Genomic DNA, 18,615 nt, shown 5'->3' on the forward strand with positions numbered 1-18,615 from the left:
AACATCGAGGTCTTGGAATGCAGCGAGCGCAAGGGGGAGGTGAGAGACGTGGCGGGTCTCAAACTGCGCGTGCTGTTCAGCGCGGGTGATCAGGTACTGTCCAGCGTCAGCAATGCGCTGATACTGTTCGCAATGGCCGGCCCGTCGTCGGTGAGTGAGTTCGGCCTGGCGATCCTCGTTTTCTCCATCCTCACGGCTGCGCTCGGATTCGTTCGAGGCGCAGTTGGCACTCCGCTGCTGTTGATGAGTGCATACAGCCGCAACAGGATTCGCACCGAGAGCAGACACGCGATCTTGGGTGCGGCCTTCTTCGGAGTCGTAGTCGGGATCGTTGCCCTCGGAGTTTCTGTTTTCCTACACGAACCGCAGGTGGGGATTGCATACGCCGTCGCCGCGCCGGTTGTTCTCACGCAGGATGCGTTGCGGTTCACCTCGATGTCGATGGGAGAACCGGAACACGCGTTCTTCAGCGACGCGTTGTGGGCGAGTGCGGCCTTCGGTGTGCTTGTCGTGACTTGGATTAGACCAGAGGCACTTTCGATCGCCGAGATGATCTGGCTGTGGTCCCTCTCCGGAGCGCTGGCACTCGTTTACTTGATGATTCGCGTACAGACGCTACCGCGACTGACTGGTCTGTATCGCTGGTGGGCGTCGTTCTGGACTCATCGAGTCCGGTTCGGATTCGAGAGCGGTATCGACCAATTGGCGGCAATCGTGATCGTCGCGGTGTCCACAGCCTTCATCGGAACAGTGGCTGCGGCGTCTTTGCGCGGAGCAGTGACCGTCCTTGGTCCGTTCGCCGTGCTGATCAGTTCGCTTCCACTGATCGTCATTCCCGAATCCGTTCGGGCCGGCCATACCGCGCGCCAGGTGTGGAGCACACTGCGTTATGCAGCGTGGCTCACGTCCGCGATGGCGGCAACGATCGGATTCGCCGCTCCCTTCCTTCCGGATGCACTCGGCCGGGTCGTTCTCGGAGAGTCCTGGGCCGAGGCCCGCCATGTTCTGCCGTTTCTCGGACTCGAGTACGCGGCGATCTGCTGGATAGCGGGCGTTTACAATCTATACCGCACTCAAGGAGCCAGTGGCCGACTGCTCAAACTGCGAATCGTCCAGAGTCTCACGGCAATTGTCATCTGCAGTGCGGCTGCAGCCCTCACTGGAACCGCGGTCGGAGTCGCGATCGGACTGGCGCTCTCGTCCATCCTGGTTGCAGTCTGCCTGGTGGTTGCTGCCCAGCGGAAGCACTCTGGCCGTGAAGGCCCTGCGATCGTGCCGTCCACTGTCGATCGTTCCGAACCCGGCGACATGCGCCGAGCACGTACAGGCACACTGGCCGGGACGACCACGTGAAAACACTTTTCAGCGGGCGGTCAAAGCCTCACGAGTTCGCGGAATTCGACGTCAGTCGGAAAGACTCGTTGATGCCACCGCTGATTGCGACCTGGACCGCGGTGATCATGGTGATCATCGTGCCTTTCGCAGTCGTCGAGTTCACTCCGACACCGCCAGGGCGCGTGTGGATGGCGGTACTTGCCATCACAACGATTTCGGGATTGCGCTACGCGTGGATTGTCGGCGAGGGCTTTCGTCGGCTCGTCGAGATGTCGTTCTGGGTCTTCACCTATGTCTTCATGGGTCTTGCCCCACTTGCTCAGCTCCGCCTGCGGGAGATTCCTCCTACGACGCCGCGAGTGGATCCCTCCCTCAACTCGACAGCGGTCTCGATCGTCCTTCTGGGGATCGTCGGCTTCCTGGTGGGATTGGTGTTCTCCGGTGCGGTCTGGCGTCGAATCAGAGACACGCGATGGGGAAACGCCACAAGTGTGCGTGTGGATCCCGTTCGGGTTTTGATTCTTGCCGGTTGCGCCCTGGTCGCCAACGCGTACTACATCAAGAAACTCGGTGTAGGGACGCTTCTGTCGAGCCGAAGTGCGGTGGTGGAGCAGGCGAGTGCGTCGCTGGGGCAATCCACGGTCGCCAGCATCATCGGCGCCGTCGCGATGATGTCGTTGCTCGTCGCATTCATCGCGGTGGTCAAATACCGTGATCAGAATCCCGGATCGGATCGTCTGTTTCTTCTCTGCGCCATCGTGCTCGGAGCCGTGCTGTTGTTGACGTTCAATCCGATCTCGAGTGCGAGGTATCTGTTCGGTACTGCAGCACTCGCCGTGGCGGCACTTTTCGGACTCTTCGCGACCCGCGTTCGATTCCGTGTGGTTGCCCTGCTTGCCGTGGCGGCACTTGTCCTGGTCTTTCCGCTCGCCGATGCGTTCAGATACAGCACGTCGGCACAGTTCAAGACAAGCTCGCCTCTCGAATCGCTCACGTCTCCGGACTACGACGCATTTGCGCAGGTCAACAACACCGTCAACTTTGTGAATACGCACGGGGTTACCGATGGCAAGCAGGCACTCGGAGTTGTTCTTTTCTGGATTCCGCGGACCATCTGGCCCGGCAAAGCTACGGACACGGGCATCCTGCTCGCAGAGAGCCGCAACTACACGGTCAAGAACCTTTCTGCGCCGTTGTGGTCCGAGCTGTTCGTCAACGGTGGGTGGATCGCGTTGATTGCCGGAATGGTCGCGCTGGGCTTGATCGCAGGGATTCAGGACAGAAGAATCGAAATGTCGCTGCACCAGTCCAGGGCGCCGACGATTCTTGCCTGCATACTGCCCTTCTACCTGATCATTCTTCTCAGAGGGTCACTGCTGCAAGCGATGTCGTACTTCCTCGTCATCATCGGCTGTGCATTCTTCGTCTCACGACGGGAGGCGACTCGATGACTCGGACGAGCCGATTCTCGTCGAGAATCTCTGCCCGTCGCCGCCCGCTGGAAATCACGGGTCTTGCTTTGCTGGTGGTATTGGTCGTCTGTGCGACAGCGCTGGCCGTGCGTCAGAATTCTGCTGCCGAAAACGGCCGTTCCGCCCTCACTACAGCGACAACGGTTCCTCAGTTGCAGCCGGACACGGCGCCGGCATCGATGTGGTTCGGCGACAGCTTCACTGCGGGTATCAACGGAATCGGGCTCGGGGCGTACCCGAGAATCATCTGCGTCCGGATGGGGTGGAACTGCAATGTCGATGCACAGGGAAGCACCGGTTTCACCAACGACGGCGCCCCGGAGTATCAGGGAACTACAACACGATTCGCGAATCGCCTACCAGTGTCGATCGAGCGGTATCGAGCGGACATCATCTTCGTGGACGGTGGGCGAAACGATCTGCACATGACTCCGATGGATTTGTTTCCCGTCATGACGTCGTACATCGATGCCGTCCGGGACGCATGGCCGGATGCGCGTCTGGTGATCATCGTGCCGACCTACGTCACACCAGTGCCGTACGAAGGATACGAGCAATTCGTGTCAGCGCTGCGAAGTTACGGGGAATCGGTAGCGGCGACCGTGATCGATCCTGTCGCCGACGGTTGGTACGCCGACGTCGACCTCGCGTCATTGAAATTCGAGGATGGTGTGCACCCGAATGCAGTGGGGAATGCTGTGATTGCTCAGAAACTGGTGGAATCGCTGACTACCTCCGGTGTGATTCGCGAGGGCGCGCCCGATGGGGGAATTCTCCGATGAACCCGTCCGGCTTCTTCGAAGTCCTTCGTGACAGGTGGATTGTCGTGGGCATCTCGACAGTGCTCGGCCTGCTGGCAGGCGTTCTGTTGACATTGCTCACGCCGACCACCTTCAAGTCCTCGACCGAACTCTTCCTCACCACACCAGGTTGGGGAACACCGACCACTCTGGGCAATGCCGATTCGAGCCCGTTCCAAGGTGACGAGTTCTCGCAGCAACGAGCCGGTACATATACGCGTCTGGCGGAAGGTGCCGACTTCTCTGCCCGTGTCGCAAGTCGCCTGGGCGAGAATGGTCTTCGTGACATCGAAGTCATTTCGGTTCGCGTTGTGCCCGACACCGTGTTGCTCGAAATCTCCGGGACCGCCGACAGTGCAGATCGGGCGCTGCAACTGACGAATGCGGCTTCGGATGAGATGAACGAAACGATCCGGCGGCTCGAGACGCCGAGTGGGACTTTGATCCCGACGGTTCAGCCGCTGACTGTCGTCACGGCGTCAGCACCCACGAGCCCGTCTGGCCCGCAGACGATTCCGAACGTTCTTCTGGGGTTGGTCGTCGGATCGATGGTTGGAATGACTGGTGTGATCTTGGCTGCTGCAAGGTCGAAAGCAGTTCAAGGTATCGACCAATTGGCGGCCTGGACGGGTCTACCCGTGCTCGAGTCCATCCCGTACGTCGGTGACAGGGGATTTGCCGCCGAGGAAGGTGCTCAGTCGGCAGTGAGGAGTTCTTTCGAGCGACTGCAGTTCAACCGAGATCTCATCGGGGCAGGCACGCCTGCATCACCTGTGCTCGTGACCGCTGCCGACAAGGGGGAGATCAGTGGGTTCGCAGGTGGCGGTATCGCCGATGCTGCTTGCGCTCTCGGGTATTCGGTGGTTCTCGTCGACTGCAACTTCCGATCCTCGCGTGCACATATCGAGTTGGGGGTCACCGACATCGTCATGTCGGACAGCGTCCTCGACGATGTTCTGATCTCGACACCACTGCAGCCGACTCTCCTCCGGAGCGGTTCGCCGACCGAAAGTCCCGAGCGAGTCTTCGAGTCGGAGTCGTTCGGACGCATGTTGCGAGATCTGAGTGCCAGGTTCGATGTTGTGGTTGTCTTCGACTCCGGCGGGACGCAGTACGCTGATTCGAGCCGATTGGCCAAGGTATGCCGTTCGATAATCCTTGTCGTTCAATCTCATTCGACGAGCAGGCAGGCGTTGATGACGAAGATTCACGATCTGGAGATCGCAGGCGCGAAAATCGAAGGTTCGGTCCTCTTGGCCACCACACGCCGAGGGCAGAGAGGGGCAGTGTTGCCCGGCGGTCGGCCCGACACAACTGACTCGGTGGCAAGTCACACGCCCCGGCGCGACGGAGACACACGCACACAGCGGTCTCCAAGAAAGGCGAACACATGAATGCACTCAGCTCTGCCGCGCGAATCCTGAGGCGGGGGTGGGCAATACCTGTTTTCGCGGTGTTCGGCTTGATCCTCGGTGCATTCATGGCCATGTCGAGTCCGTCTTCGTACACGTCGACAACTGTGCTCTTCATTGGCTCGCCGATCAGTGCCGACTCGGCCGGCGCCTATCAGGGCGATCTGTTTTCTCAACAACGAGCGGCGACCTATGCCCAATTGTTTTCGAGCGACGATCTCGCAGTCAAGGTGATCGACGACCTGGGTCTTCCAATGAGCGGACACGAGTTGGCCTCGCAGGTTTCGGCGGCAGCAGTGGAGAAAACCGTGCTCTTGCAAGTCTCTGTCACGGATTCGACGGCCGAAGGATCGGCCGGTATCGCCAATGCGTATGCGAAGAATTTTGCACAATATGTCGGGCAGTTGGAGACCCCTAACGGTGGTGGACGTCCGAATACGTCTGTACAGGTGGTCACCGAGGCCAACGCCGAAGATGCCAGTGGGGGGTCGAATCTCGTGATGATGTCCCTGTTCGGCCTCGTCGGTGGCCTGGTCGTCGGCGTCGGCGTCCGGGTGCTCCTTGGGCGGCTCGATCGTTCCGTTCGAAGTGCTTCCATGCTCTCAGCCGTTGCGGGCGTACCGATTTTGGCGACAGTTCCGGAATCGGCTTCGCGGGGATCTCACGCGTTGACGTTCCCCGCCGACGGCGGGACCGCCTATGCCGAGTCGATACGCAAGCTCAGGACAGGTATCGAGTTCGCCGGCCCGAGTGCCGACGCGATCCGTTCGGTCCTCGTCACCTCGCCGCGGTACTCGGAGCCTGCGGGGTGCCTTGCGGCCGATCTCGCGATCGTCCTGTCCGAAGCGGGACGTCGAGTGCTTTTGGTGGACGGTGACTTGAGGTCGCCGAGCTTGGATTCATACCTGGGGATGACGCCGGCAGCCGGCTTTTCCGACGTACTTGCCGGCGCAATTCCGCTCGTGGACGTGCTCGTTCAGGTACCTGGTCGCTCATTGACTCTGCTGCCCGCCGGCTCGATACGATCCGGTTCCGCTGACGCCATCGCGTCGACCTCAGCACGTCAGGTGTTGGTAGAGGCCACCGAGAAATTCGAATACACGATCATCGTGGGTCCACCTTTGTCGCTCTATTCCGATTCGGCTGTGATCGGCTCAGTCGTCGACGGTGTGGTTCTTGTTTCAACACAGAGTATTTCGTCGGTGGACGAGGTTGAAGGGGCAGTGACGACTCTGCGCGCTGCCGGCGCGAACTTATTGGGTGCGGTGCTGGCGGGTGCTGGACGTAGTGGATCGGTCAAGGGCCGTAGCCGAGTGATCGTGGTCGACGAGCCTTCGGTGAACGAGCCTCCGGTGAAGGACACGTCGAATGAACCAGTCGGCGCGTGGCCTCCCGTCGAGCGGGGAGCCGCTGCGCAGTTGGTCCGTACGGAACCTGATATGGGTTCGACGGGGAAGAATGAAGTGAACAAGCATGATTCGGCCGATTCGGGTGAATCTTTTGCCGACGATGTTCGAATCGATTTCGACGAATGGGAGCCGGCGGAGACCGAAGAGCGCTACACGCGGAGTGATCTTGACAGTCCCACAGTGGCAATCCCGCGCTCGATGCTCCGGACGAAAGTCGTGCCGAAGGCAAACCGCTCGAGCGACAAGTTGTCGACCGATGAGCGGCAGGGGTGAGTATCGAAGGTTCGCGAGGCAGGAAATTTCGTGCAGTTGCCGTCGGCATTGCGCTGGTATCGTCAGCGCTTCTCGTAGCGGCCGGCCTCAGGCTCTCTGATGGAGTGGACCGAAACGCGAGGGTTGACGAGGCGGTGTCTTCACATCCCGCCGTCGAGCTTCCGGTCAACGGACAGTCGATCGGAAAGGTGGTCTTTGCGCACTACTTCCCGCCGTATCCCCTTTCGATCGACAACCTACCGTCGGGCGAAGACTATTACGCCACTCAGTATCTCAATCCGAACGGTGAACTGGGCGCATACGCCGCATTCGGAGGGTTTCTGCGAGACCGGCCACAACCACGGCCCGTTTCAGCGGACCCACAGTGGAGGCAGCGAGATCTCGAAGACGAAGTGCGGCAGGCAATCGACGCGGGAATCAGTGGCTTCTCGGTTGACATTCTGACGAAGTCGTCGAATTCGTTGTGGACTTCTTCCGTTCCGTCCGAACTTCTCGCCGCTTCGGCTGCGGTTGATCCTGCGTTCGAAATAATGCTGATGCCGGATATGAACGGCGAACTCGGCACATTGGACCCCGCGAATCTGGCAGGCGAGTTGTCGCAGTATGCGTCAGCGCCGTCGGTTTTTCGATTGACGGACAACCGGGTGGTCATTTCGCCGTTTCTTGCCGAGAAGCACGACCCGGCGTGGTGGTCGCAGTTTCTCGAAATCATGAAGGCCCGCTACGGGATCGAGGTAGCTTTCGTTCCGCTCTTCCTGAACTCCACCACAAATATGGATTCATTCGCGTCGATAAGCTACGGAATGTCGACGTGGGGTGGACGTAACCCTTCCTTCAATCCAGTGACGGACACCGGGATAGGCTCGCCACTGGATCAAGCGAACCGAGCGCATGCTCTCGGCAAGATATGGATGCAGTCGGTCTCATTCCAGGATGCGCGTCCCAGCCAATCGGTTTTCGACGAAGCGCAGAACACCGGGAATCTCCGAAATACCTGGCAGATTGCGCGCGAATCGGATAGCGAATGGGTGCAACTAATTTCGTGGAACGACTACAGCGAAGGTACGGCGTTTGCACCGAGCGAGGGGCACGGTCGTGCGCTGCTCGATCTGAACGCATATTTTGTCGACTGGTTCAAAACTGGAACGGCACCGGCGATTACACGTGACGTCGCGTACGTCACCTATCGGAACCAGTTGTCGTCTGCGCAACCCACACTACCCTCGGTATCGCCGATGATTCTGCGTGCGGAGTCGTCCCCGGTTCGCGACACGATCGAGGTTTTGACCTTATTGGTCGATGGTGCCGAAGTGAAAGTTACGGCCGGAGGTACGACGACCACATGCAGCGCAGATTCAGGGATGGATATCTGCACAGTTCCCTCTGCAGTCGGCGCCGTCTCGGTCAGCGTGGTTCGGAACGGGACGGAAGTGTCTTCGGTGAAGGCACATTCCGACGTCGCATCCACTCCTGCGGTTCAGAACATGGAGTACCTGGTCGATTCGAGTTTTCGACCATAGTCAGCAGTCCGACGGAGGTGGCTCGCCTCTGAAGCGCGCTTGGAGCCAAACTGCGGTCTCCGACCCCGGATCCAGATTGTTGTGAGTTTGGCCTGCGCTGACGATGTGCTGCACCGAATCGCCGAACGCGCAGGCATTGTCGACGGCCTCTTGCACCCACCGCGGGCGGATCGTCTGATCAGCGTCGCCGTTGATCACCAGGAGTGGACCTCCGGCCGGACGCTGCGGAAGTGCGATCGATGTGAGCCAGTTGCGCAAGACTGCTACGGCGTCGTCGGAGCTTGGCAGGGTATCGGCGGGATTCAGTCGTGATGCTTGTTCGCCGCGTTCTTTCAACGCCGGACCCGCACATGCCAACCACATCTCAGAGTTACTCGACAGCGCGCCGTGCAGGTAGTTGCCTGGATCTGTGCCGGGTCGAGCGATGGTCAGCCCAGATACGACGTACGACATCATGATCTGCTGTTCATGTGTCAGCCACTGCGACTGGGCCAAGTCGGCGAGCTTGGAAAGATCTGCGGCCGGAGCCAGCGCTACCGATCCGACAAAATCCAATTCGGGCGCGTAGAAACCGGACAACTCTGCCGCCGCCCATGTAGCTTGCCCACCGATCGACACGCCGAGTCCTGCCCATTTCGCGGACGTGTCCGGGACCATTTCTCGCGCCGCGCGAACTCCGTCGATCAGGTTGAACGCGCTGGTGTTCGGATCGAGGTACGGGTTGATGCCGCCTGCCGGACCCAACCCTTGGTAGTCGGTCATGACTGCGACGAATCCCAGTTTCATCAAAGGGACGATCGTACTCGCGTAGCCCAGGAGATCCGGGTGCATAGAAGGTCCGCACTCCGCAGTCACTCCCGTTGTGCCGTGACCGACGGTGACGACAGACCGCCCGCCGGGTGGTGGATCGCCTTCCGGAACGAAGACGACTCCAGAGACGATCGTTGAGCTTCCGTCCGTGCCTGAACTTGATCGGTACGTGATCTGGTGGGCAGTCGCGCCCACGCCGACTATCAGTGGATCGACGTTGTCGAACGCGGACGTGCTTTCAAGTTTGCCTCTGGCCGCGACGGCGTCGACGCTGATCGAGGGAAGAGGTGCGGACGTCGGAGCCGGTTCTGCGGGCGCTGTGTCGGAAGTGCAACCGGTCAGAAGCGCCGCGGTTGTCGCTGCAACGACTACGAATACGTAGGACGACGTTCGAATTCCGTCCCGGGTAGACGTGCGCATCATGCTCCGATTCCCTCCTTGTCGTGCTTCGACACGGCGCGTCTTCGGTCTCCGAACGCATCGAGTGCAGAGGCAACTATCAACCGGCCGACGCGTTCTCGCGAACTGCGATGGAACAGGTTGTGATCACCGGAGCCTGAGAACAAGACGTGCGGGGGATTCTTCGAGCTCGAAAGACGCGTGACACCTTGTCTGCCTCTGTTCGCCTCGAACCACGCTTCGTCTTCAGGCGCGAGGGACACTGCGGTCTTTGTCCCGCGGCGGGTCAAAGTGCGAAGCATCGACTCAGGGGCGTTGACCAGTCCGAGGAAGCCGAGACCGAGCCACACGGGGTAAGGCACGTACCGCTGGGCTCGTCGTCCGGCATTGCGAATTGTTCTGGCCACGAAGAAAATTCGGTTTGCAACGTCAGACTCCATTGCATCGACATGTGCTTTCTTCACTGGTGGTCGTCGATTGTTGATCGACCAATTCACGATGTTGAGAAGCACCACGGACCGTGCGCCGCGCTGGCTTGCCACGTAGGCACCCATCCATGCGCCGGAACACATTCCGATGTGCATCCGGCGCGACGGCGGTACGTCGAGAGTGTCAATCAGGTCCAACACATTGCGGCGCGCTTCCGGAGACACGATGGGGGTGTTCTCGTCGGTGAGGACAGTTCCGCTGTCTCCTGTGCCCATCCTGTCGAAGCGAACCGAGCGGATGCCGTGCGCTGCGAGAGTTCGAGCGGACTCGACCCACAGTCTGGCCGGCCCGATCCGGTGTTCGTTCGCGGTGCTGTGAAAGACCGCAGTGGCAGCGTGACTCGTAGTCGTGCGGGAGGCGGTGGAGATTGCAAAGAGTGATCCGGTGGACCGTCTTTCCAAGGTTTCCCAGACTTCTTCGCCGTCGTCAGTCGTCGAGACATGCGCCACCGACGTGATCTCTGGATCGACGAAAGTTTTGTCCTCGCCGAATTGACGTGACACCCAACTCGAAATCTGTTTGATGTCGTGCGTTGGCACCGAGAGCACGAAACTGCTGGGGGATACGAACTGATTCTGGCGTTCGACGAACATGCGTTCTGCGCCGGATCGCTCGAGCATCCGAACAGTGCGGGGCGAAGCAGCGAATTCAGGGCGAATCGCGGCGAGGACCTTCGTCGAGGAATCCGGATCGAAGGTGCTGAGGTCGAGTCCGGAAAGGTCTTTCACCGCAGCGGAATCAAGCACGCCGCCGACGATGGACGTGCAATCGTCGTGGTGAGGGTCGTCGTCGACCGAAACGCGGTACAGCGAAGTTAGTTCGCGAACGTAGGACCGACCGGATATGACCGGATCCCACAAGACCATCGCACGTAGGTCGCCAAGCGTATCGACGGCGGCCGCCGCGATCAGTGCCCCTGCGCGCAAACCTGTGACGGCAATGGACTCGATGCCCGCGCGCCGCGCGTACGCAACGGCTGCCGCAACGCTGGCTTGCCATTGCGCAACTGCGAGCGGGTCATCCTGACAGCCGGATGAATCACCCTGTCCTGCATAGTCGAAACGAAGCGCGAGGAATCCGTGTTCGGCAAGTTCTTGGGCGAGTTGGCGCAGTCCCCGGTAAGCGCTGATGTGTTCCTTCGCAAGGGGTGGACATATGACGACGGCGCCGCGAACGGCAGCATCCGAAGGCAGGTGAATCGAGGCGAACAGAGCCCTGTCGCCTGGGCCTGGAATCCAAGTGTCAATCGTGCGAATCCCGGTCGGTGTCTGGCGGTGGCGGAAGTGTCGAGGGGTTGTCTCCAGCGGGGTGAGATGGGGGACGTGCAGTGCGGACATCACGCTTGTCATGTTGGCCATCGACTTGTTCAAGGTCCTCTCCACACATTGATTCAGCCTGCCAGTTTCGCGTAGTTCTCCGGTTTCCCGAGGATCCGGTAAACTTCCCGCTACGGATAACATACCGCAAGTATGTTTTGCGACGAATAAGCAGTGCAAGAGTTGGATATGGGGGTACGTACAGCGATGGATCCAGTGTTCGGTGCGTCGTTGGGCGCTGCATCGGTTCGTATTGTTCGGGCCGACTCCCAGCCGGAAACCGGATCCGCGAGCAGTCGATTCCTGACTCGGACGGTAGACGCACACGACGCCTCTCCGGTGAGGACAGCCGCGATTCACCTAGTTGCTGCGGTTCGCGGGGACACTTCACGGATGGTCATCGCGGTTCCTGACGAGCGGCAGAACGTGGCGCTCGAATCGGAACTGCGTGCCCGAGGTATCGAGGGTGTTGTCACGGTGTCGGAAGCGGTGGCCGTTGTCGCGCTGGTACGGACTTCGGGTGCGGCCGAAGGTTTTCGGTTACTGACAGTTCTCGACATCGGTCGAACGGGGGTGACTGTCTCGATGATCGAGATCGGAACCGCGATAACGATCGCGTCCACGCGGTCGACGGCGCTCGCCGGTGACAGGCTCGACGGGGTAGTCGCGGAGTTACTCTCCGCAACCACGGATGATGCAGCCCTCGACGCTGATGCAGCGTTCGACGCCCGCGAAGTCAAGGAATACCTCGCCAGTGGCACCCGTCGTGCGCAGGTGATGCCCGTTCCCGAGTCCATGTGCATACGTTTCGATTCGGTTGTCACGCGGGAAGTCGAGGACACGCTGATGGTGATCCGAGAAGTTGCGGCACGAGCCCGGTGTGTCCCTGACGCTTTGGTTCTCGTCGGAGGAGGCGCCCGAATTTCACTGGTGGAGAAGATGCTCGAGCGGGAGTTTTCGGTACCGGTGATCAGGCCGGCCGAGCCCGAGCTCGCCTCGGCCAAGGGTGCAGCATTGATAGCCGAGGTCTTACATCAGGAGCACCTCAGCTCGGAAGTCGCGGTTTCGGAAGTCTCGGTTTCGGGCGTCTCCGACTCGGAAATCGCAACGGATGCGGTAGAACGGTCTTCCGATCAGGCCGTGGTGCGCAGTGTCGGTGAAACCGAAGAAGACACGGAATCGGATTCGCTTCCTTCTGGTGGGCTTGGGCGAATGCAAATCCTTGTGGGCGTTGGGTTCTCGCTGGTTGCACTGACCAGCTTCCTCGCGTGGGCGGTGCTGCGCCCGTTCTCGGATCCTGCGCAGGCGGAACCACCGCTGACCCAAACAACGGCGATTGTCGCGCCGGTGCCTACCTCCGAGTTGCTGCCGCCGACCACGACCAAGGCAATCGATCCACTGACCGAGCGGAATCGGGCACCGGTCAATTTGGTGCGTTCGTGGAGATACTGAAACCGGTGACGCGCATCAGGTGAACAGCTGGGAACTCCAGTCCTTGCCGTCGGCGAGACCACCGGGGCACGCGAAGACGGCAGAACCGACGTGTTGGATGTATTCGTTCAGCGCGTCGTGTCGTGAAAGGTTTTGCTGCATCGGAACAAACTGCTCGACCGGATTCCGGCAGTACGCAACGAAGAACAGTCCCGCGTCCAGGTGGCCGAAGCCGTCGGAGCCGTCGGTGAAGTTGTATCCGCGGCGCAGGATCTGAATCCCACCGAGTTCCTCGGCAGAGGCCAGACGCACGTGTGAATCCTCCGGGATGACGAAGTCGTGTCCCATCTTGGAATCGAGATCGAGTTCGTCGAACTCGTCTTTGCCGCCGAGTGGCGCTCCACTGCGTTTGGAGCGGCCGATCACGGCTTCCTGTTCCTTGAGTACTGCGCGATCCCACTGCTCGATCAGCATGCGGATTCGTCTGGCGACGAGGAATGATCCGCCTGCCATCCAGGCCTGATCGTCGGCGGGATCAACCCAGACGTGCTGGGCGAGCGCGTCCGGGTCTTCTGCCTTGATGTTGGCTGTTCCGTCCTTGAACCCGAACAGATTTCGTGGTGTCGCCTGCGTCGTCGAGGTCGAGGACGTTCGTCCGAATCCGAGTTGTGACCATTTGACCGACGCGGTCCCGAACGCGACTCGCGCGAGGTTGCGGATCGCATGGACGGCAACCTGGGGATCGTTGGCGCACGCTTGGATGGCGATGTCGCCCCCGCTGCGATTCGGATCGAGGTTGTCCGCACGGAAGTGGGGGAGATCGAGCAAGGCAGCAGGTTTCTTGTCTGCGAGCCCGAAACGGTCGTCGAAAAGTGACGGTCCGAATCCGATGGTCAGGGTGAGTTGCGACGGCGCGAGATCGAGTGCCTCGCCGGTATCGCTCGGTGGCGCGTACGGTCCGTCGCCGGTCGCTCCGTCCTCGGTTGCTTCTTGACCCGCTGTCATCCGTTCGGCCATCGCCGTCCACGTCTGCAGCAGCGTGATCAGTTCGTCGCGCGACTTCGTCGTCACGTCGAAAGCGACGAAGTGCATGCGATCCTGGGCAGGCGTCGTGATACCTGCCTGATGTTCGCCGCGAAAGGCCACCACGTCTGCGTGATCGGTGCCGGAATTCTGGTCGGCGGTCACCCGACCGATGACGGCGCCGGCACCGGCCAGGACCGCCCCGGCTCCCACGGCGCCGAACAGTCGGCGCCGTGAGACTGCATGCGGCGCTGGGTTTTCCGCAGCCGGTGTGCCTTCTGGTGAATCTGTCATCTACTGTCCCGCAACTACTTCCTGGACCTGGCTGACCTCGGCGGACAGGGCATCGATTTTACGCGAAAGTTCCTGACGCTGTGCCTCGGTGACGGTGTCGTAGTACACGAATCCGTCGCCGACGCGGAACTGTGCCAGAGCGGCGTCGAGGTCGGCGAATCGGTCCGCGATGCGCTGGGCGAGCTCGGGATTGCGTTCCTGCAGAATCGGGTTCAGTGCTGCAATGGCGGCTTGCGAGCCGTCGACATTGGCTTGGAAATCCCAGAGGTCGGTGTGCGAGAAGATGTCTTCCTCGCCCGTGATCTTGGAGGTCGAGATCTCGTCGAGCAGCCCTTGAGCGTCGCCGGCGATCTTGGTGGGATCGATCGTGTAGTCCTCGGCGTTCACCTGATCGGCAAGATACTGAATGTCTTCGAGCAGCTGGTCGGCGACCGCGTTGGTATCCGGCTGAAGTCCGGTCACCCACAAGTCCTTCTCGAGGCGGTGGAATCCTGTCCAGACCTGACCGGGCTCCAGGTCCGCTTCACGCAGGTCCAGCTTGGGATCGAGTTCGCCGAAGCTCTCGGCTTCGGGCTCGATGCGCTCGTAGTAGGTACGTGCGATCGGGAACAGTGCCTTCGCCTGGTCGACGTTGCCGGACTGAACGGCGGCGACGAACTGAGCTGCGGTGTCCTGCAGCGCGACGATCTGGCTGCGGATGTACCGCCGGTAGCCGTCGGCAGCTTCGGTGAGTTGGCCGCTCTCGTCGGTGGCCGCCTGCGAATCGCCCGTGACGACGAAGTCCTGCCGGATTCCGGTTCCGACCATGCCCGGCTTGCACGCGAGTTGATAGGTCGCAGCCTCGGGAAGAGAGACGATCAGCTGCCGGGTAAGGCCGGGGCCGATGTTCTCGACTTCGCCCATCGCTCGGTCACCCTCGGCGAAGACGTAGAACTCGGTGACCTTCGAGCCGTTGTTCGTCACCTGGAACGTCGAACTGCCAGTGGTTCCGGTGGTGGCACTGACGTCACACGAATCGTCGGTGGCCGTGACGACGATGTCGCCGTCGCTCGCCGTCGTCTTCTCGGTGCACGCCGCGAGAGAGAAGGGTAGTACCGCAGCCGTGGCCAGTACGAGGGTGGATTTACGCATGTCGGTAATGCCTCTCAGGATTTCTCGGGAACGTGTGTGTCGTGCGCAGGCGGGGTTGCCGGCTCCGAAGGGCTGGGCGGAAGGGGACGCAGGAAGAGCGCGAGGACGACTACGAGATAGACGAGCCACGCGACGGCCTGCAGGACCGTCGGATCCGGTCGGAAGTTGAAGATTCCGGCGAGGACGGTGCCGTACCAGGTCGACGGGTCGTAACCGGGTGTCAGGTTGAACGCGAGAGAAGATCCGCCCGGCAGGACGTTTCCGGTCTGTAGAGCGCGAACACCGTACGAAAGGATTCCGGCGGCAACGACGATGAGGAAGATCGCCGTGTACCGGAAGAACGTCGTCAGGTTGAGACGGAGGGCGCCGAAGTACATGGCGACGGTCAAGACGGCGGCCAAGAGAATTCCGAGGAGCAACCCGACCAGCGGCCAGGAGCTGCCTGCGGTGTTCTCGGCGTAACCGACCATGAGCAACGCTGTCTCGACGCCTTCACGACCGACCGCGAAGAACGCCAGCGACAAGATGGCGACCGGGCCTGCAACGAGAGCCTTTTCCATCCCGGCCTTGAGGTCTCCGGAAATGTTCTTCGCAGCCGTGCGCATCCACAGGACCATGATCGTGACGATGACGACGGCGATCAGGGAGGCAACACCTGCGATGATCTCGGCGGTCAAGCCGTCGACCGTCGACGTTCCGTAGTGGATCGCGAAGAAGATGATCGCCACCATCGCGACGGCGATCGCGACGCCGAGCCACACCCATTTGAGTGCGTCCTTGCGCTGCGCCTTCACGAGGTAGGCGGCGAGAATCATCACCACGATGCCCGCTTCGAGGCCTTCGCGCAGACCGATCAGGCCACTACCGAATAACTGGGTGGCAACTGACGGTGTGCTCGCGGCAGCGAGTACCGACACGGGCACGGGCGACTCCTGACTGAGTGAGTGCAACAGCTTCTGACGAACGAATGAGGCTAGGCCAGCCTTAACTCAGAAGAAGATACTCCACATTCGGTGGTGAACCATGCCCTGACCTGTACTTTTGCTGTTCTTTACCAACGGATTCGGGAGTAGTTCGCTCGCATGTGGATGATGGAAGGGTGTATCGAACTCCCGCTGCCCGCAGAAGTCCCCGGCGTCTCTCTCGAGCCGTAGCAGCAGTAGCTGCCGGAACAGCTTTGCTGGGCGCAGGCGTCGTGGCTTGTGGATCGAACGAACCGAAAGTGGCCATTCCGGAAGGCATACCCCCAGGTACCGGCTCTCCGACGCCGCCGATCGACATCAATGCTCCCGGTCGCAGTGCTGATCAACTCGCCGACTGGGCAGCCGGATTGTCGGACGACATCGGGATCGGGACGACGGCACTCGAGGCCTACGGGTACGCCGCTGCGGTCATGGCCGAGACGCTTCCCAGCTGCGGAATCGGGTGGACAACGCTGGCCGGTATCGGCAGCGTCGAGAGCCGCCACGGGACCTACGACGGTTCGTCGGTCGACGCGTCGGGCCAGGTCGCTCCGATCATCCGGGGAATCCCTCTGGACGGTGGCCCGGGAGTCGCCGAGATCCCCGACACCGACGGCGGGACGATGGACGGCGATCCAGTGCACGACCGCGCGATGGGGCCTATGCAGTTCATCCCCGAGACATGGCTCAAATGGGGAGTCGACGCCAACGGTGACGGCCGGGTGGACCCCGACAACATCGACGACGCTGCCCTCACCGCCGCCCGCTACCTGTGTGCACGCGGGGGAGATCTCACGACTGCTGCCGGGTGGCAGCAGGCGCTCATGGCGTACAACCTCTCGGGCGACTATCTCGCCCTCGTTCGTGATCGTGCGTCGGCGTATTCAGTCGGGGTACGGCCGGACTGACGGTGATCGATCCGCAGGTCGGGCCCGTGACCGCGCGTCGATAAAGAAGCCTTCGGCCCGTGCGGTTAGGCTGTGTGCTGGCACTACAGAGGTGCTGGCACTGCAGAGGCCCAGCCGCGATCGTGGTCCTCTTTCGACCGGAGGGGTCGGAGCCCAAGTGTCAAGCACGCAGAGCGTGCCCCAATGCGAAGCCCATTCGAAGGAGAACCACACAGTGGCCAGTATTGAGCAGGTCGGAGCTCGCGAGATCCTTGATTCCCGTGGCAACCCCACGGTTGAGGTCGAGGTTCTGCTCGAAGACGGAAGTTTCGCCAGGGCCGCGGTGCCGTCCGGCGCTTCGACCGGTGAGCACGAAGCCGTCGAACTGCGCGACGGTGGCGCACGCTACGGCGGAAAGGGCGTCGAGAAGGCCGTGGAGGCTGTGCTCGGCGAGATCGCTCCGGCCATCATCGGTATCGACGCAACCGAGCAGCGCACAGTCGACCAGGCGCTGCTCGATGCAGACGGCACCCCGGACAAGTCGCGTCTCGGCGCAAACGCTCTGCTCGGTGCCTCGCTTGCCGTGGCTCGCGCCGCTGCCGAGTCCTCGGGCCTCGAGCTGTTCCGCTACGTCGGTGGCCCCAACGCTCACGTTCTCCCCGTCCCGATGATGAACATCCTCAACGGTGGCGCGCACGCCGACACCGGTGTCGACGTCCAGGAGTTCATGGTTGCTCCCATCGGTGCACCGAGCTTCAAGGAATCGCTGCGCTGGGGTGCCGAGGTCTACCACTCCCTGAAGTCGGTTCTCAAGGAGAAGGGCCTCTCCACCGGTCTCGGTGACGAAGGCGGATTCGCGCCCGACGTGGCAGGCACCAAAGAAGCGCTCGACCTCATCACGATCGCCGTGAACAAGACCGGCCTCAAGCTGGGTACCGACGTCGCGCTCGCTCTCGACGTGGCCGCCACCGAGTTCTACACCGACGGCACCGGCTACAAGTTCGAAGGCAAGAACCGCACCGCGGCCGAGATGGCAGCGTTCTACGCCGAGCTCATCGACGCCTACCCGCTCGTCTCCATCGAGGATCCGCTCGACGAAGACGACTGGGACGGCTGGGTCGCACTCACCGATCAGATCGGCAACAAGATCCAGCTCGTCGGCGACGACCTCTTCGTCACCAACCCCGAGCGCCTCGAAGAAGGCATCGTCAAGGGTGCGGCCAACGCGCTCCTGGTGAAGGTCAACCAGATCGGCACCCTGACCGAGACCCTCGACGCCGTCGATCTCGCTCACCGCAACGGTTACAAGACGATGATGAGCCACCGTTCCGGCGAGACCGAGGACACCACCATCGCCGACCTCGCAGTTGCCGTCGGCAGCGGCCAGATCAAGACCGGTGCTCCGGCACGCAGCGAGCGCGTTGCCAAGTACAACCAGCTGCTGCGTATCGAGGAGAACCTCGGCGACGCAGCACGTTACGCCGGCGAGGTTGCGTTCCCGCGCTTCGCTTTCGAGGCCTGACGGAAATCTAAGATTCAGTAGTGTCTGCACAGCGAGGTAAGCCACGATCCCCCGGCGGAAGTCCGGGGGGTCGTGGTTCCCGTCGTGGGGACACACCGTCGCGCGCGCGTCGGGACAGCGCCCGACGCCC

14 protein-coding genes are annotated in these 18,615 nt (G+C 61.3%); 9 read left to right on the top strand and 5 right to left on the bottom strand.

Annotation, left to right across the window (positions count from 1 at the left end):
* The first annotated feature begins 48 nt into the window (after positions 1-48).
* The 6 genes from ABWI03_RS06430 (at position 49) to ABWI03_RS06455 (ending at position 8,221) form a co-directional block, all read left to right on the top strand.
* A complete protein-coding gene (locus tag ABWI03_RS06430) occupies positions 49-1,353 on the top strand; it encodes an MATE family efflux transporter (protein ID WP_143538692.1) in 1,305 nt (434 codons plus the stop codon).
* 71 nt (positions 1,354-1,424) lie between these two features.
* Positions 1,425-2,786 carry an oligosaccharide repeat unit polymerase gene (locus ABWI03_RS06435; RefSeq protein ID WP_206029762.1) on the top strand — a complete coding sequence of 454 codons (1,362 nt, stop codon included), beginning with the start codon at positions 1,425-1,427 and terminating at the stop codon, positions 2,784-2,786.
* On the top strand, positions 2,783-3,589 hold the full coding sequence (locus tag ABWI03_RS06440) for an SGNH/GDSL hydrolase family protein (protein ID WP_095972154.1): 807 nt from the start codon (positions 2,783-2,785) through the stop codon (positions 3,587-3,589). The genes ABWI03_RS06435 and ABWI03_RS06440 overlap by 4 nt, the downstream gene beginning before the upstream one ends.
* Positions 3,586-5,001 carry a hypothetical protein gene (locus ABWI03_RS06445; RefSeq protein ID WP_124567098.1) on the top strand — a complete coding sequence of 472 codons (1,416 nt, stop codon included), beginning with the start codon at positions 3,586-3,588 and terminating at the stop codon, positions 4,999-5,001. Before ABWI03_RS06440 ends, ABWI03_RS06445 begins: the two co-directional genes overlap by 4 nt.
* Positions 4,998-6,701 carry a tyrosine-protein kinase domain-containing protein gene (locus tag ABWI03_RS06450; protein WP_124567097.1) on the top strand — a complete coding sequence of 568 codons (1,704 nt, stop codon included), beginning with the start codon at positions 4,998-5,000 and terminating at the stop codon, positions 6,699-6,701. The genes ABWI03_RS06445 and ABWI03_RS06450 overlap by 4 nt, the downstream gene beginning before the upstream one ends.
* A 134-nt stretch (positions 6,702-6,835) precedes the next feature.
* Positions 6,836-8,221 carry a glycoside hydrolase family 71 protein gene (locus tag ABWI03_RS06455; protein WP_260395385.1) on the top strand — a complete coding sequence of 462 codons (1,386 nt, stop codon included), beginning with the start codon at positions 6,836-6,838 and terminating at the stop codon, positions 8,219-8,221.
* On the opposite strand, the gene ABWI03_RS06460 is transcribed toward ABWI03_RS06455, so the two are convergent.
* Together ABWI03_RS06460 and ABWI03_RS06465 are read right to left on the bottom strand one after the other, a co-directional pair.
* Positions 8,222-9,454, bottom strand: a complete 1,233-nt coding sequence (locus ABWI03_RS06460; RefSeq protein WP_353798759.1) for a lipase family protein — start codon at positions 9,452-9,454, stop codon at positions 8,222-8,224.
* A complete protein-coding gene (locus ABWI03_RS06465; RefSeq protein ID WP_353804547.1) occupies positions 9,451-11,277 on the bottom strand; it encodes a serine aminopeptidase domain-containing protein in 1,827 nt (608 codons plus the stop codon). The genes ABWI03_RS06460 and ABWI03_RS06465 overlap by 4 nt, the downstream gene beginning before the upstream one ends.
* Before the next feature lie 147 nt (positions 11,278-11,424).
* On the opposite strand from ABWI03_RS06465, the gene ABWI03_RS06470 reads away from it, so the two are divergent.
* On the top strand, positions 11,425-12,687 hold the full coding sequence (locus ABWI03_RS06470; protein ID WP_298775063.1) for a DUF7159 family protein: 1,263 nt from the start codon (positions 11,425-11,427) through the stop codon (positions 12,685-12,687).
* A 15-nt stretch (positions 12,688-12,702) separates the two neighbouring features.
* On the opposite strand, the gene efeB is transcribed toward ABWI03_RS06470, so the two are convergent.
* Genes efeB through efeU form a run of 3 tightly spaced genes read right to left on the bottom strand, consistent with a single transcriptional unit; the run spans position 12,703 to position 16,031 of the window.
* Positions 12,703-13,983, bottom strand: a complete 1,281-nt coding sequence (gene efeB, locus ABWI03_RS06475; RefSeq protein ID WP_166812487.1) for an iron uptake transporter deferrochelatase/peroxidase subunit — start codon at positions 13,981-13,983, stop codon at positions 12,703-12,705.
* A complete protein-coding gene (gene efeO / locus ABWI03_RS06480; RefSeq protein ID WP_298775065.1) occupies positions 13,984-15,114 on the bottom strand; it encodes an iron uptake system protein EfeO in 1,131 nt (376 codons plus the stop codon).
* Between the two features lie 14 nt (positions 15,115-15,128).
* Positions 15,129-16,031, bottom strand: coding sequence for an iron uptake transporter permease EfeU (efeU, locus tag ABWI03_RS06485; protein WP_235172329.1), 903 nt, complete (start codon positions 16,029-16,031; stop codon positions 15,129-15,131).
* Positions 16,032-16,291: 260 nt separating this feature from the next.
* Between efeU and ABWI03_RS06490 the strand changes: the two genes are divergently transcribed.
* Positions 16,292-16,984 (top strand): lytic transglycosylase domain-containing protein, encoded by a 693-nt coding sequence (locus tag ABWI03_RS06490; RefSeq protein WP_296555424.1) that lies wholly within the window; start codon positions 16,292-16,294, stop codon positions 16,982-16,984.
* A gap of 214 nt (positions 16,985-17,198) precedes the next feature.
* Entirely contained in the window at positions 17,199-18,485 is a 1,287-nt protein-coding gene (eno, locus tag ABWI03_RS06495) for a phosphopyruvate hydratase (RefSeq protein ID WP_003946309.1), read from the top strand.
* Positions 18,486-18,615: the final 130 nt, after the last annotated feature.

It is taken from the genome of Rhodococcus baikonurensis (genome assembly GCF_040489275.1).
Lineage (GTDB): Bacteria > Actinomycetota > Actinomycetes > Mycobacteriales > Mycobacteriaceae > Rhodococcus_F > Rhodococcus_F baikonurensis.

Excerpts from the sequence above, each read along its gene's own strand:
- ABWI03_RS06445 (WP_124567098.1), top strand. The coding sequence starts at position 3,586 with ATGAACCCGTCCGGCTTCTTCGAAGTCCTTCGTGACAGGTGGATTGTC.
- ABWI03_RS06440 (WP_095972154.1), top strand. The coding sequence starts at position 2,783 with ATGACTCGGACGAGCCGATTCTCGTCGAGAATCTCTGCCCGTCGCCGC.
- ABWI03_RS06470 (WP_298775063.1), top strand. The coding sequence starts at position 11,425 with ATGGGGGTACGTACAGCGATGGATCCAGTGTTCGGTGCGTCGTTGGGC.
- ABWI03_RS06460 (WP_353798759.1), bottom strand. The coding sequence starts at position 9,454 with ATGATGCGCACGTCTACCCGGGACGGAATTCGAACGTCGTCCTACGTA.
- ABWI03_RS06450 (WP_124567097.1), top strand. The coding sequence starts at position 4,998 with ATGAATGCACTCAGCTCTGCCGCGCGAATCCTGAGGCGGGGGTGGGCA.
- ABWI03_RS06465 (WP_353804547.1), bottom strand. The coding sequence starts at position 11,277 with ATGGCCAACATGACAAGCGTGATGTCCGCACTGCACGTCCCCCATCTC.
- efeO (WP_298775065.1), bottom strand. The coding sequence starts at position 15,114 with ATGCGTAAATCCACCCTCGTACTGGCCACGGCTGCGGTACTACCCTTC.
- ABWI03_RS06435 (WP_206029762.1), top strand. The coding sequence starts at position 1,425 with ATGCCACCGCTGATTGCGACCTGGACCGCGGTGATCATGGTGATCATC.
- efeB (WP_166812487.1), bottom strand. The coding sequence starts at position 13,983 with ATGACAGATTCACCAGAAGGCACACCGGCTGCGGAAAACCCAGCGCCG.